The 13,928-nt window shown below is 55.7% G+C and carries 12 protein-coding genes and 1 pseudogene; 4 read left to right on the top strand and 9 right to left on the bottom strand.

Annotated features, from left to right (window positions below; genetic code table 11):
• Positions 1-35: 35 nt before the first annotated feature.
• Positions 36-1,682: a Na+/H+ antiporter gene (locus ACOTZF_RS21665; RefSeq protein ID WP_013095075.1), complete on the top strand. Its 1,647-nt coding sequence runs from the start codon at positions 36-38 to the stop codon at positions 1,680-1,682.
• A gap of 75 nt (positions 1,683-1,757) precedes the next feature.
• Here the strand turns inward: ACOTZF_RS21665 and ACOTZF_RS21660 are convergent, their stop codons facing one another.
• A complete protein-coding gene (locus tag ACOTZF_RS21660; RefSeq protein ID WP_013095076.1) occupies positions 1,758-2,645 on the bottom strand; it encodes a LysR family transcriptional regulator in 888 nt (295 codons plus the stop codon).
• Positions 2,646-2,747: 102 nt separating this feature from the next.
• Between ACOTZF_RS21660 and ACOTZF_RS21655 the strand changes: the two genes are divergently transcribed.
• Positions 2,748-3,158 (top strand): CidA/LrgA family protein, encoded by a 411-nt coding sequence (locus tag ACOTZF_RS21655; protein ID WP_020686648.1) that lies wholly within the window; start codon positions 2,748-2,750, stop codon positions 3,156-3,158.
• Positions 3,151-3,840: an LrgB family protein gene (locus ACOTZF_RS21650; protein ID WP_013095078.1), complete on the top strand. Its 690-nt coding sequence runs from the start codon at positions 3,151-3,153 to the stop codon at positions 3,838-3,840. Before ACOTZF_RS21655 ends, ACOTZF_RS21650 begins: the two co-directional genes overlap by 8 nt.
• A gap of 31 nt (positions 3,841-3,871) precedes the next feature.
• On the opposite strand, the gene actP is transcribed toward ACOTZF_RS21650, so the two are convergent.
• From actP to acs, 3 genes are all read right to left on the bottom strand, one after another.
• Complete coding sequence (gene actP, locus ACOTZF_RS21645; protein ID WP_013095079.1) at positions 3,872-5,521, bottom strand: cation/acetate symporter ActP; 1,650 nt, start codon at positions 5,519-5,521, stop codon at positions 3,872-3,874.
• Entirely contained in the window at positions 5,518-5,832 is a 315-nt protein-coding gene (locus ACOTZF_RS21640; RefSeq protein WP_013095080.1) for a DUF485 domain-containing protein, read from the bottom strand. Before ACOTZF_RS21640 ends, actP begins: the two co-directional genes overlap by 4 nt.
• Before the next feature lie 134 nt (positions 5,833-5,966).
• The gene (acs, locus tag ACOTZF_RS21635; RefSeq protein WP_038980833.1) at positions 5,967-7,925 is read right to left on the bottom strand and encodes an acetate--CoA ligase; all 1,959 of its coding nucleotides are present in this window, start codon (positions 7,923-7,925) and stop codon (positions 5,967-5,969) included.
• A gap of 423 nt (positions 7,926-8,348) precedes the next feature.
• On the opposite strand from acs, the gene gltP reads away from it, so the two are divergent.
• A complete protein-coding gene (gltP, locus tag ACOTZF_RS21630; protein ID WP_013095082.1) occupies positions 8,349-9,662 on the top strand; it encodes a glutamate/aspartate:proton symporter GltP in 1,314 nt (437 codons plus the stop codon).
• 80 nt (positions 9,663-9,742) lie between these two features.
• Here the strand turns inward: gltP and ACOTZF_RS21625 are convergent.
• From ACOTZF_RS21625 to ACOTZF_RS21605, 5 genes and pseudogenes are all read right to left on the bottom strand, one after another.
• Positions 9,743-10,240 (bottom strand): annotated as a pseudogene (locus ACOTZF_RS21625) (tetratricopeptide repeat protein); the annotation flags it as partial.
• 105 nt (positions 10,241-10,345) lie between these two features.
• Entirely contained in the window at positions 10,346-11,182 is an 837-nt protein-coding gene (locus ACOTZF_RS21620; RefSeq protein ID WP_000480968.1) for an aminoglycoside O-phosphotransferase APH(6)-Id, read from the bottom strand.
• The gene (gene aph(3'')-Ib / locus ACOTZF_RS21615) at positions 11,182-11,985 is read right to left on the bottom strand and encodes an aminoglycoside O-phosphotransferase APH(3'')-Ib (RefSeq protein WP_001082319.1); all 804 of its coding nucleotides are present in this window, start codon (positions 11,983-11,985) and stop codon (positions 11,182-11,184) included. Before aph(3'')-Ib ends, ACOTZF_RS21620 begins: the two co-directional genes overlap by 1 nt.
• Positions 11,986-12,091: 106 nt before the next feature.
• A protein-coding gene (locus tag ACOTZF_RS21610) for an IS3-like element IS1133 family transposase (RefSeq protein ID WP_421636201.1) occupies positions 12,092-13,221 on the bottom strand; the annotation gives its coding sequence in 2 pieces (ribosomal slippage) (positions 12,092-12,975 and positions 12,975-13,221; 1,131 coding nt in all).
• A gap of 64 nt (positions 13,222-13,285) precedes the next feature.
• A complete protein-coding gene (locus tag ACOTZF_RS21605; RefSeq protein WP_011013294.1) occupies positions 13,286-13,831 on the bottom strand; it encodes a recombinase family protein in 546 nt (181 codons plus the stop codon).
• Between the last annotated feature and the right edge of the window lie 97 nt (positions 13,832-13,928).

Here is a 13,928-nt window from a genome sequence, read left to right as displayed (position 1 = left end):
CGTAGTACATAAGTAACACAGCAAACAGGGAACGCATGGAAATCTTTTTCACAATACTCATCATGACCCTTGTGGTCTCATTATCCGGGGTGGTTACACGCGTACTGCCCTTTCAGGTCCCCCTGCCATTAATGCAAATTGCCATCGGCGCGCTGCTGGCGTGGCCGACGTTTGGCCTGCACGTTGAGTTCGACCCGGAACTGTTCCTCGTGCTGTTTATCCCGCCACTGCTGTTTGCTGATGGCTGGAAAACACCCACGCGCGAGTTTCTGGAACATGGGCGCGAGATCTTCGGTCTGGCACTGGCGCTGGTCGTCGTGACCGTGGTCGGGATTGGTTTCCTGATCTATTGGGTGGTTCCGGGGATCCCGTTAATCCCCGCTTTTGCGCTGGCCGCAGTCCTGTCGCCAACCGATGCCGTGGCGCTGTCCGGCATTGTGGGTGAAGGGCGGATTCCGAAGAAAATCATGGGCATCTTACAGGGAGAGGCGCTGATGAACGACGCCTCCGGTCTGGTTGCCCTGAAGTTCGCCGTGGCCGTCGCAATGGGGACGATGATCTTTACCGTGGGTGGCGCGACCCTGGAATTCTTTAAGGTTGCTATTGGCGGTATCCTGGCGGGCTTCGTGGTGAGCTGGCTGTATGGCCGCTCGCTGCGCTTCCTCAGCCGCTGGGGCGGTGATGAACCCGCAACGCAGATCGTACTGCTGTTCCTGCTGCCGTTTGCCTCCTATCTGATTGCCGAACATATTGGCGTGTCGGGCATTCTGGCAGCGGTCGCGGCAGGGATGACCATCACCCGCTCCGGCGTAATGCGCCGCGCGCCGCTGGCCATGCGTCTGCGTGCAAACAGCACCTGGGCAATGCTGGAATTTGTCTTTAACGGCATGGTCTTCCTGCTGTTGGGTCTGCAGCTGCCGGGCATTATGGAATCCTCTCTGGTGGCGGCGGAGGCCGATCCGAACGTTGAAGTCTGGATGCTCTTTACCGACATCGTGCTGATCTACATGGCGCTGATGCTGGTGCGCTTCGGCTGGCTGTGGACGATGAAAAACTTCAGCGTGCGCTTCCTGAAGAAAAAGCCGATGGAGTTTGGTTCGTGGACCACGCGTGAGCTGCTGATTGCCTCCTTTGCGGGGGTACGCGGGGCGATTACCCTGGCCGGTGTGCTCTCCATTCCGTTGCTGTTGCCGACGGGCGATGTCTTCCCGGCGCGTTATGAACTGGTCTTCCTGGCGGCGGGCGTGATCCTGTTCTCACTGTTTGTCGGGGTGATTATGCTGCCGATTTTGCTGCAGCATATCGACGCCGGGGACGCCACGCAGCAGCATAAAGAGGAGCGGATTGCCCGCGCTGCCACTGCCGAAGTGGCGATTGTCGCTATTCAGAAAATGGAAGAGCGCCTGGCCGCCGATGCCGAAGAGAACATCGACAATCAGCTGCTGACGGAGGTGAGCTCACGCGTGATTGGTAATCTGCGTCGCCGGGCTGACGGGCGTAACGATGTAGAAAGCTCGCTGCAGGAGGAGAACCTGGAGCGCCGGTTCCGTCTGGCGGCGCTGCGCTCCGAGCGTGCCGAGCTGTACCACCTGCGCGCCACGCGGCAGATCAGCAACGAGACGCTGCAAAAGCTGCTGCACGATCTGGATCTGCTGGAAGCGTTGTTGATAGAGAATCAGTAACGCTGTTTTTGCCCGGTGGCGCTGCGCTTACCGGGCCTACGTGCTCGATCGGTTCCCTCTTCCTGTGGGAGAGGGTTAGGGTGAGGGCACCCAAAATCCCTCACAACATTGCAGCCACGCCTGGGCGCTGTGCGACAAATATATCCCTTCTCGCCAGATCATCCCCAGCTGCCAGTGCAAATCGCTTTCGAGTGGGATCCAGCGCAGCGTGTTTTTATCCAGACGCTCGCAAATCGGCTGCGGCAGAATGGCAATCCCCACGCCTGCCTGCACCATCGCTGCCAGGAAATCCCACTGGCCGCTGCGCACCGCAATGCGCGGCTTCACGCTATGTTGATTAAACAGCGTCATCAGCTGGCGGCTGAGGGCGAAATCTTCGTTGTAGATCAGCAGAGGGTATTCACCGAGCAGTTCAGGTTTCACTGAATCTCGCTTCAGCCAGTCGCCGGAGCGGGGAACCAGCACGCACAGCGGATGGCTAAAGAGCGGAAGCGTCGCCAGACCGCTCTCTTCCTCAACGGGGAGGGCTGTCATGGCGACGTCCAGCTCGCCGTTGGTTACGGCCTGCTGGACGGTTAATCCACCAAACTCCGAAATTTTGAGTTCAACGCCGGGGTAACGCTGGCGAAACAGGCTAATCGGCCCGGCCATCATCATCCCGACCATCGGCGGAATACCAAGGCGCAGCACCCCTTTGGTCAGGTGGTTAATATCGTCTAGCTCCGCTTCCAGCTGACGAAACTCGGCCAGGATCGCCAGGCCACGTTCAAACACCACGCGCCCGGTATCGGTAAGCAACAGCTTGCGTCCGTCGCGGATCAGCAGGGTACAGTTGAGTTCATCTTCGAGGTTTTTCAGCATTTTGCTGATGGTGGGCTGGGTAACAAATAACTTCTCCGCTGCGCGGGTAAAACTCTGCTGGCGAACCACTTCGACAAAATAGCGCAGCGTTCTTATGTCCATGATTATTCCTCGAAACTATACCTTCGATGATTTTAATTCATTTCAGTCCATACCGTGCGCTCACTATACTGGCGCCTCGTCTCATTTTTGAGGAAAACCCCCATGGCCGTGGCGTTAAGCCGTGTTACGCCTGCCGTTGTGCAACGACTCCAGGTACCGGTTCAGGTACTGCTCTACGCGGGACTGTTTGTTTTTGCGGAATATCTTGTCGGCTGGCTGCATCTGCCGCTGCCTGCCAACCTGGTGGGGATGGTGTTGATGCTGACGCTCATTCTCTGCCGCGTTATCCCCCTTAGTTGGGTGCGTGCCGGCGCGCGCTGGCTGCTGGCAGAGATGTTGCTGTTCTTTGTTCCTGCCGTGGTGGCAGTGGTGAACTATGCGCAACTGCTGATGGTGGACGGCTGGCGGATCTTCGCGGTCATCGCCCTGAGCACGCTGATGGTGCTGGGCGCCACCGCCTGGGTGGTGGACAAGGTTTATCGCTTCGAGATCCGCAGGCAAAAACATGACTAACTTCCAGATAAGCGTGCTGTGCCTGATTGCCACGCTGGTTATCTACTTTGCCAACAAGCGCCTGTATCGCCGCTTTCACGCGCTGCCGCTGATGCCGCTGGTCTTCACGCCGATCCTGCTGGTGCTGATGCTGGTTTTTGGCCATATCTCCTGGCAAAACTACATTGGTGAATCCCACTGGTTGCTGTGGCTACTGGGGCCAGCCACCATCGCCTTTGCGGTACCGGTGTACGACAACCTGAATATCATTAAACGTCACTGGATGTCGCTCAGCGCGGGGGTGATTACCGCCACGGTGGTGGCGGTCTGTAGCTCCGTCTGGCTGGCGCGGCTGTTTACGCTGCCCGATGAAATTCAGCGTAGCCTGGCCGTGCGCTCGGTGACGACGCCATTTGCGCTGGCAGCCGCTAAACCGCTCGGCGGACAGCCAGATCTGGTGGCGCTGTTCGTGGTTGTCACCGGTGTCTTCGGTATGGCGGTAGGCGACATGCTATTTCTGCGGCTTTCTATCCGTGAAGGGTTGGCAAAAGGGGCGGGATTTGGCGCGGCGTCACACGGCGCGGGAACGGCACGCTCTTATGAGTTGGGTCAGCAGGAGGGGGTTGTAGCAAGCCTGGTGATGATGCTTTCCGGCGTGTTGATGGTGCTGATTGCGCCGCTGGTGGCGTGGGTGATGTTCTGAACTCCCCGGCCCGAAGGCCGGGGATCAAGACTCAGTGTGCGCGGCCTTGTTCCACGCCCAGGCCGGTTTGCGAGCGGATAAACTGGGCGCGGAATTTCTCACGCTCCAGGTTCCCCTCCGGCGAGTTGTCGGTTGCAGAGAAGATCCAGATACCGATAAACGCCACGGCGATTGAGAACAGCGCCGGGTACTCATACGGGAAGAGCGCCTTTTCGTGACCGAGGATCTGCACCCAAATCGTCGGGCCGAGGATCATCAGAATCACCGCGGTCAGCAGCCCCAGCCAGCCGCCTACCATTGCGCCACGGGTGGTCAGTTTAGACCAGTACATGGAGAGCAGGATGATAGGGAAGTTACAGCTCGCCGCAATTGAGAAGGCCAGCCCCACCATGAAGGCAATGTTCTGCTTCTCGAAGAGGATCCCCAGCAGGATCGCCACCACACCCAGAATCAGTACGGTGATTTTGGAGACTTTGAGCTCTTCACGCTCGGTTGCGCCTTTGCGGAACACGTTCGCGTACAGGTCATGCGACACCGCAGATGCTCCGGCAAGCGTAAGCCCGGCCACCACGGCAAGGATGGTGGCAAAGGCCACGGCTGAGATAAAGCCGAGGAACAGATTGCCGCCTACCGCATCCGCCAGATGCACTGCCGCCATGTTGTTCCCGCCAATCAGCGCGCCCGCCGCGTCTTTAAATGCCGGGTTCGCTCCCACCAGCATGATGGCGCCAAAACCGATGATAAAGGTCAGTATGTAGAAGTAACCCATAAACCCGGTGGCGTAGAAGACGCTCTTGCGCGCTTCGCGGGCATCGCTCACGGTGAAGAAACGCATCAGGATATGTGGCAAGCCTGCGGTACCAAACATCAGACCCAGACCGAGTGAAAGCGCGGATATCGGGTCTTTCACCAGCCCGCCCGGGCTCATGATCGCTTCCCCTTTCGGGTGGACAGCCATTGCTTCGGTAAACAGGTTGTTGAAGCTAAAGCCGACGTGTTTCATCACCATAAAGGCCATGAAGCTCGCACCGAACAGCAACAGAACCGCTTTGATAATTTGCACCCAGGTGGTTGCCAGCATGCCGCCAAACAGGACGTACATCACCATCAGCACACCCACCAGCACCACCGCGACGTGGTAGTTCAGGCCGAACAGAAGTTCGATCAGTTTGCCTGCGCCAACCATCTGGGCGATCAGATACAGCGCCACCACCACCAGCGAACCGCAGGCGGAGAGAATACGAATCGGACCCTGCTTCAGGCGATACGAAGCCACGTCAGCAAAGGTGAAACGCCCCAGGTTGCGCAAGCGTTCGGCGATCAGGAACAAAATGATCGGCCAGCCCACCAGGAAGCCGAGAGAGTAGATCAGACCATCGTAGCCGGAGGTGTACACCAGCGCGGAGATCCCAAGGAAAGACGCGGCAGACATAAAGTCGCCCGCAATCGCCAGCCCGTTCTGGAAACCGGTAATATTACCGCCCGCAGTGTAGTAATCATTACGGGAACGGACGCGTTTCGACGCCCACCAGGTGATATACAGCGTCAGCACCACGAAAATCAGGAACATGATAATCGCCTGCCAGTTGGTTGGCTGGCGCTGAACCTCGCCGGTAATGGCATCTGCGGCGTGTGCCGCAAAGGGAAGTGTGGCGGCAAGCGCCGTCAGGACTCTCTTCATGATGCTTTTACCTCACGCAGTACCGCTTTATTAAGACGATCGAATTCGCCGTTCGCGCGCCAGACGTAGACGCCGGTCAGCACAAACGAAATCACAATCACGCCAATGCCAATCGGGATGCCCCGTGTGACGCTGGTGCCCTCATGCAGCGGCGTACCCAGCCAGTGCGGGGCAAAGGCGATAAGCAGAATAAAGCCGACGTAGATAATCAGCATGATGATGGAAAGTAAGAAGGCAAACCGTTGCCGTTTATCAACGAGCTCCCTGTAGTGCGCACTATTCTCTATCTGCTGACAAATATCGTTATTCATCACAGAGTTCTCCAGAAGTAAGGTTGGTTTGTTTTATCCCCTCTCCCCTATGGGGAGAGGGTTAGGGTGAGGGGAGGAAGGTGCGGTCTGATGCCCTCACCCCGGCCCTCTCCCACAGGGAGAGGGAGAAAAGGTTACGAAGGCATTGTGATGGACTGCTTCTCTTCGAGCAGTTTTTCCACCACGCCCGGATCGGCGAGCGTTGAGGTATCACCAAGGTTGCTGGTGTCCCCTGCCGCAATTTTGCGCAAGATACGGCGCATAATTTTGCCGGAACGAGTTTTCGGCAGCGAGTCAGTCCAGTGCAGTACATCCGGCGTGGCAAGCGGGCCAATCTCTTTGCGGACCCAGTTGCGCACGTCGGCATACAGTTCTGGCGATGGCTCTTCACCGTGGTTCAGCGTCACGTAGGCGTAAATCGCCTGGCCTTTAATGTTGTGCGGGATCCCCACAACGGCGGCTTCGGCAATCTTCGGATGCGATACCAGCGCGGATTCAATCTCCGCGGTGCCCAGACGGTGGCCGGAGACGTTCAGCACATCGTCCACGCGCCCGGTGATCCAGTAATAGCCATCCTCGTCGCGACGCGCGCCGTCACCGCTGAAGTACATGTTTTTAAAGGTTGAGAAGTAGGTCTGCTCGAAGCGTTCGTGGTCGCCAAAGAGCGTACGTGCCTGGCCCGGCCAGGAATCGACGATCACCAGGTTGCCTTCGGTGGCACCATCCAGCGGATTGCCTTCGTTATCCACCAGCGCAGGCTGGACGCCGAAGAACGGTTGGGTCGCTGAACCGGCTTTTAAGCGGGTCGCACCTGGCATTGGGGTGATCATGAACCCACCGGTTTCGGTCTGCCACCAGGTGTCCATTACCGGGCATTTTTCGTTGCCGATCTTCTTCCAGTACCACTCCCAGGCTTCCGGGTTGATAGGCTCGCCGACGGAGCCGAGGATGCGCAGGGAAGAGCGGTCAGTGCCTTCTATCGCTTTATCCCCTTCCGCCATCAGCGCACGGATCGCCGTTGGCGCGGTGTACAGAATGTTGACCTGGTGCTTATCGACCACCTGGCACATCCGCGCCGGGGTTGGCCAGTTTGGTACACCTTCAAACATCAGCGTTGTTGCACCGCAGGCCAGCGGGCCGTACAGCAGATAGCTGTGACCGGTGACCCAGCCCACGTCGGCGGTGCACCAGTAGATATCGCCCGGATGGTAGTCGAAAACGTATTTAAAGGTGGTGGCTGCATAGACCAGATAGCCACCGGTGGTATGCAGTACGCCTTTCGGTTTGCCGGTGGAGCCGGAGGTATAGAGGATAAACAGCGGATCTTCCGCGTTCATCTCTTGCGGTTGATGCTGGTCGCTTGCTTTTTCAATCAGGTCGCTCCACCACAGGTCACGCCCTTCATTCCAGTCGATCTTGCCACCGGTACGCTTAAGGACGATAACGTTGCTGACGGTTTTGACGTTCGGGTTTTTCAGCGCTTCGTCGACATTTTTCTTCAGAGGAATACCGCGCCCGGCGCGCACGCCTTCATCAGCGGTGATCACCAGTTTCGAACTCGAGTCGACAATACGCCCGGCAACCGCTTCCGGCGAGAACCCGCCAAAGATAACGGAATGGATCGCGCCGATGCGCGCGCAGGCCAGCATCGCCACCGCCGCTTCCGGCACCATCGGCATATAGATGGCGACCACATCGCCTTTTTTAATGCCCTGGTCCAGCAGCACGTTAGCGAAGCGGCACACGTCGCGGTGCAGCTCTTTATAAGAGATATGTTTGCTCTGAGAGGCGTCGTCGCCTTCCCAGATAATGGCCGTTTCGTTACCGCGTTCGGCAAGGTGGCGATCGAGGCAGTTCGCCGCAAGGTTTAGCGTGCCGTCTTCATACCATTTAATAGAAACGTTACCCGGCGCAAAGGAGGTGTTCTTCACCTTCTGGTAAGGTTTGATCCAGTCAAGAATATGGCCCTGCTCGCCCCAGAAAGCGTCAGGATCAGAGACAGATTGCTGATACTTCTCGTGGTACTGCTCCGGGTTGATCAGGCAACGGTCCGCAATGTTAGCGGGAATGTCGTGTTTGTGTATTTGGCTCATGGCTTTTTTTCTCCTTGTAAGATGTTAATAATATGTCGCAAAAACGTTAATAGTAGGGGCTTTACAAGCTTTGTTTATTATTTGGGCGGCAGATCACGCATTGTTTGAAGCGTATGAAAAATGAGCGAATGAAACTTTGAAGAAAAATAATTTACCGGACGGATTATTCACATTTGCGCCTAAAAAATCGTTTTTATAACAAATGGTTATTTATAAGAATTATCGTAAACTCGCGTCATAACGGCTTTTCGTAGTGAAATGCGTTGTTCTTTAAGGCTTGCGCAACACACCGCGCAGATGATACTCATACGCCGCGTTAAAAAATCCCATAAACCAACGCAACACAATTCATACCCTTTCAGTATGTCTCCATATTCATGCAGTCTGCATGAATAGGGCGCTTCATTGAGGAAGTCAGTTTCTATGAAAAACGTTAAAGTCAGCCTGGCCTGGCAAATCCTGCTGGCCCTTGTGCTGGGTATCCTGCTGGGTAGCTATCTCCATTATCACAGCGACAGCCGCGAGTGGCTGATTGCGAACTTGCTCTCCCCGGCGGGCGATATCTTTATTCATTTGATCAAAATGATCGTAGTGCCGATTGTCATCTCGACGCTGGTGGTCGGTATTGCCGGAGTCGGTGATGCAAAACAGCTGGGCCGCATCGGTGCAAAAACCATTCTCTATTTCGAAGTGATCACGACGATTGCCATCATCCTTGGCATTACCCTGGCGAATGTCTTCCAGCCAGGTTCCGGGATCGATATGTCGCAACTCGCGACGGTGGATATTTCGAAATACCAAAGTACGACCGCTGAAGTGCAGAGCCATGCGCACGGCCTGATGGGCACCATCCTGTCGCTGGTGCCGACTAACATTGTGGCGTCGATGGCGAAGGGCGAGATGCTGCCAATCATCTTCTTCTCGGTGCTTTTTGGTCTGGGTCTTTCCTCTCTGCCTGCTACGCATCGTGAACCGCTGGTTACCGTGTTCCGCTCCATATCTGAAACCATGTTTAAAGTGACCCACATGGTGATGCGTTACGCGCCGGTTGGGGTGTTTGCGCTTATCGCGGTAACCGTGGCGAACTTCGGTTTTGCCTCCCTGTGGCCGCTGGCGAAGCTGGTAATTCTGGTGCATTTCGCCATCCTGTTCTTCGCGCTGGTGGTACTGGGCATTGTGGCGCGCCTGTGTGGGCTGAGCATCTGGATCCTGATCCGCATTCTGAAAGATGAGCTGATTCTGGCGTACTCCACAGCCAGTTCTGAAAGCGTGCTGCCGCGTATTATTGAGAAGATGGAGGCCTATGGTGCTCCGGCTTCTATCACCAGCTTCGTGGTGCCAACCGGCTACTCCTTTAACCTGGACGGCTCGACGCTGTACCAGAGCATCGCAGCCATCTTTATTGCCCAGCTGTACGGCATTGATCTGTCGCTGTGGCAGGAAATTGTGCTGGTGCTGACGCTGATGGTGACCTCAAAAGGGATCGCGGGCGTGCCGGGTGTCTCCTTCGTGGTGCTGCTGGCGACGCTTGGCAGTGTCGGTATTCCGCTGGAAGGCCTGGCGTTTATCGCCGGTGTTGACCGTATCCTCGATATGGCGCGTACGGCGCTGAACGTGGTTGGAAACGCGCTGGCGGTGCTGGTTATCGCCAAGTGGGAACACAAGTTCGACCGTAAAAAAGCGCTGGCGTATGAACGCGAGGTGCTGGGTCGTTTTGATAAGACGGCTGACCAGTAACATCCTAAGCCCGGTGGCGCTGCGCTTACCGGGCCTACGGGTTTTGTAGGCCGGGTAAGGCGAAGCCGCCACCCGGCACGTTATTCTCCGCTCAACGCATCAAACTCTTCACATCCCGTATCAAACCCTTCCGTACAGCTCAGGTTCAACCAGTAGAGCGCCTTCTGTTTATTGGGCGTGATAAAGCCTTTCTCGCCCTGCTGGAACAGCATCCCTGCCCAGTATTCGGCATAGCCAGTGCGTGACAGAGACGAGCTGCGCTTAAACCACGATGCCGCCAGAGCATCGTCCTGGGCCACTTCTACACCGTTGGCATAAATCAGACCCAGCAGCATTTGCGCATCTACCGCTGAGTCGTTGTCGATATCTTCAGTGGCCGTCTGCAGCAGTTTGATGGCCTGCGGGTAGTCTGTTTTGCCACCCTGGGTATTCACCAGGACGCGTGCCAGCATAATGGCGCCACGCTTGCTGCCCGCAATCGTGGCCTGCTGTGCCAGCGCTTTAGCCTGAGCGTAATCGCCCTGAGTAAAGTGGATCTGAGACAACAGGGCCATGGCATCGATGTCGCCCCCTTTTGGGGGTCGTTTGCGGGAGAGGGCGAAATCCTACGCTAAGGCTTTGGCCAACGATATTCTCCGGTAAGATTGATGTGTTCCCAGGGGATAGGAGAAGTCGCTTGATATCTAGTATGACGTCTGTCGCACCTGCTTGATCGCGGCCGCGATAGCTAGATCGCGTTGCTCCTCTTCTCCATCCGCGTTCCAAGCTGCGGAAAGGCACCCATAAGCGTACGCCTGGTCGAGCAGGCGACGCGGATCGACGTCCAGCGCACGAGAGAATGCGTCCGCCATCTGTGCAATGCGTCTAGGATCGAGACAAAGGTCGTCTCTGTCAGCCGGATCGTAGAACATATTGGCGGCGCCAAAGCCCACTTCACCGACCAGACCGACGGGATCTATCACCAGCCAGCCGCGACTGGAGAACATGATGTTTTCATGATGCAGATCGCCATGTAGCCCACGCAGTTCCGAGGCATTGCTCATCATTTGATCGGCTATAATCGCCGCGTGGACGTAGTCAGTTTGACAACCTGCGTTTTGATCATCGCGCGCCCGCTGAAACAAAGCTGCAAAGCGATCCCGGATCGGGAGAAGGGCAGAAGGCAGGGGTTCCTCAGATGCGGCATACAGCTTCGCCATTAGTTCCGCTGCAATTTCGGTCGCCTGGTAGTCGCCGTGCTCGGCAACGATGTGAGAGAGCATTCGCTCCCCGGCATATTCGAGCAACATCAGATTGTTCTCACGACCGAGCAACCGGACTGCTCCCCTCCCATTGCGCCATACCAGATAGTCGGCCCCGCGCAGTTCATCAGCAATGTCTTCTATAGGTTTCAATCCCTTGACGATTGCAGGAGTCCCGTCTGGCAATGAAACTTTCCAAACGAGGCTGGAAAAGGTGTCCGCAATGAGAACAGGTTGCGAAACGTGCCAATGAGCAGGAAAAACAGGCGGCATGAACATCAACCCCAAGTCAGAGGGTCCAATCGCAGATAGAAGGCAAGGCGTTCGCGGTCGGGGGCTTCGATCCCCAATACATTGAATAGGACAGCGAAGGCGCGCTCTGCTTCATCTGGCGCTGCCCAGTTCTCTTCGGCGTTAGCAATCATGAGTGCCAAATCGGCATAGCGATCTGCTGTTCCGAGCCGCCCAAGGTCGATCAGACCCGTGCATTGAAGAGTTTTAGGGTCCACCATGAAGTTCGGCATGCAGGGATCACCATGGCAAACAACCATATCGGTGCGCTCTTGGTCGAGCCGCACCGGTAGCTCTCGTTCGACACGAGCCAAAAGATCGAGCTGCGGCGTACTCTTGTCCTCGTCCGGTAAGAAGTCGGGATTGACGGCATTGCGGGACACCACATCAACGGCGCGTCCGAACATTCGCGACAGCCTGCGCTCAAACGGACATTGATCAACCGATAGGCTGTGAACAGCGCCAAGTTGCTGCCCCATTGACGGCCACGCTTTGAGCAAATCCGCTCCAGACAGATCAGCCGCCGGTACTCCCGGAATTGCCGTTATCACCAAGCATGCACCCTCCTGTTCCTCCTGCCAGTTGATCACCTCGGGGCAAGCCACACCTCGACCTTTGAGCCAAATGAGGCGGTCACGCTCTCCAGCGAGCTCACCGCGGCGGGAAGCAGGTGCGATTTTCGCGAAGGCATGCCCGTCACCACGTCGAAAAACAAAATCACCAGATTCTCCGCCTCTGACAGGCAACCAGTCAGAATGCGATTCACCAAAAAAAATATTAGTTCGATTCAATGGAGGTTCCTTCAGTTTTCTGATGAAGCGCGGAGGTGGCTCAACCTGCGAAAAGAAACGAGTTGCTATGGACTTGCACCGGTTGTGTTCCGGTCTATCTCTCATTTTAAGCGGCTTTTTTCTCAAATGCCACCGGCGATTTCCAGCCGAGTGTTGAATGTCTTCGGCGTGGATTATAAAAGCCATTTATATATTCGAAGATTGCAATCTCAATATCTCGCCTTGTTTGCCAGTGTCTGCGCCAAATCAACTCAGCCTTTAATGATTTAAAGAAGCTTTCTACTGCGGAGTTATCAAAACAATTGCCTTTCCCGCTCATGGACGGCAGCAATTGATGTTTGAGCAGTAGCTTTTGATATTCATGAGCGCAATATTGGCTCCCACGGTCTGTGTGTTGAATACAACCCGGTGGTGGTTTGCGTAAAGCCAACGCCATATTCAGTGCCCTTAATGCAAGATCCTGCTTTAATCGCTCACCTGTTGCCCAGCCAATCACGCGACGGGAATACAGGTCAAGGATAACAGCAAGATAGACCCATCCTTCTCTGGTCCAAACATAAGTGATATCGCCTGCCCATTTCTGGTTGGGTGCGCTTGCGCTAAAGTCTTGTTTTAATAGGTTCGGTGCAATGTTGAAGGTATGATGACTATCCGTTGTCCGTTTGAATTTACGCGTTCGAACAACTGTAATGTTATTCTGGCGCATCAAACGTCCAACCCGACGCTGCCCAACCTGCAGGCCCAGCGCTTTCAACTCTTCTGTCATACGCGGCCTACCATAGCTCCCCAAACACAACCGATGCTGCTCACGTATATGCGCTAGAAGTATAAGATCACGACGCTGGCGCAGTGATGGAGGACGGCGTTTCCATGCACGTAAACCACGATCTGTTACGCCCATCAAACGACATATGCGTGAACGTGAGAGAGAGCCACGGTAATCCGTAATAAACTGAAATCTCACAGCTTTTGTACTGCGAAAAATATTGCTGCCTTTTTTAATATCTCCCTCTCCTCCCGAAGGATACGGTTCTCTTTGCGTAAACGTTCATTCTCACGCAGAAGATCAGTGTCTTGGGTAGGAATTTTAGTTTCATCGGAAATTGATGCGATCCATTTCCCAAGCGTGGAAAGCCCAATACTTAAATCTGACGCAACTTGACGGCGTGTTAAGCCACTAGTGAGTGCTATGCGAACTGCATCACGCTTAAATTCATCACTATGCTTTAATGACATATATGGTCTCCTTGATAACAAATAATGCTCTCAAAAAGACCGGAACGAAACCGAGGCAAGTCCACTACGTAAGTCCGAGAACATGCTTTCCATGGTCTCTGAGCTCGCCTTTGGGACCGACATATCGGTAGAGAGTGACGCGCTCGATGCCGAGTTCCTTGCAGAGATCGGAAACTGAAGTATCGCGCTGGGCCATGGCGGCTTGCGCGAGACGCACCTGAGCTTTGGTGAGCGCGAATTTTCGTCCGCCCTTGCGACCGCGCGCTCTCGCGGAGGCGAGACCCGCCATGGTGCGCTCTCGGATCAGATCCCGCTCGAACTCGGCCAAGGTGGCGAAGATTCCGAACACCATGCGACCGGACGCAGTCGTGGTGTCGATCTGAGCGCCCTTTCCAGTCAGAACCCGCAGGCCGATCTTGCGGTCTGACAGCTCCTTCACCGTGTTGACCAGATGGGCAAGCGATCGTCCGAGGCGATCGAGCTTCCAGACCACCAGCACATCGCCGTCACGCAATGACTTGAGGCAGGCAGTCAAGCCAGGGCGATCATCACGACCGCCGGAAGCAAGATCATCATAGATATTGTCCCGTTCGACACCTGCGGCGCGCAAGGCGGCACTGTTGCAAAGTTAGCGATGAGGCAGCCTTTTGTCTTATTCAAAGGCCTTACATTTCAAAAACTCTGCTTACCAGGCGCATTTCGCCCAG

The organism is Enterobacter cloacae complex sp. SHL021 (assembly GCF_049237765.1).
In the GTDB taxonomy this organism is placed as follows: Bacteria; Pseudomonadota; Gammaproteobacteria; order Enterobacterales; family Enterobacteriaceae; genus Enterobacter; species Enterobacter cloacae.
This window is presented reverse-complemented; position numbering and strand designations above follow the sequence as displayed.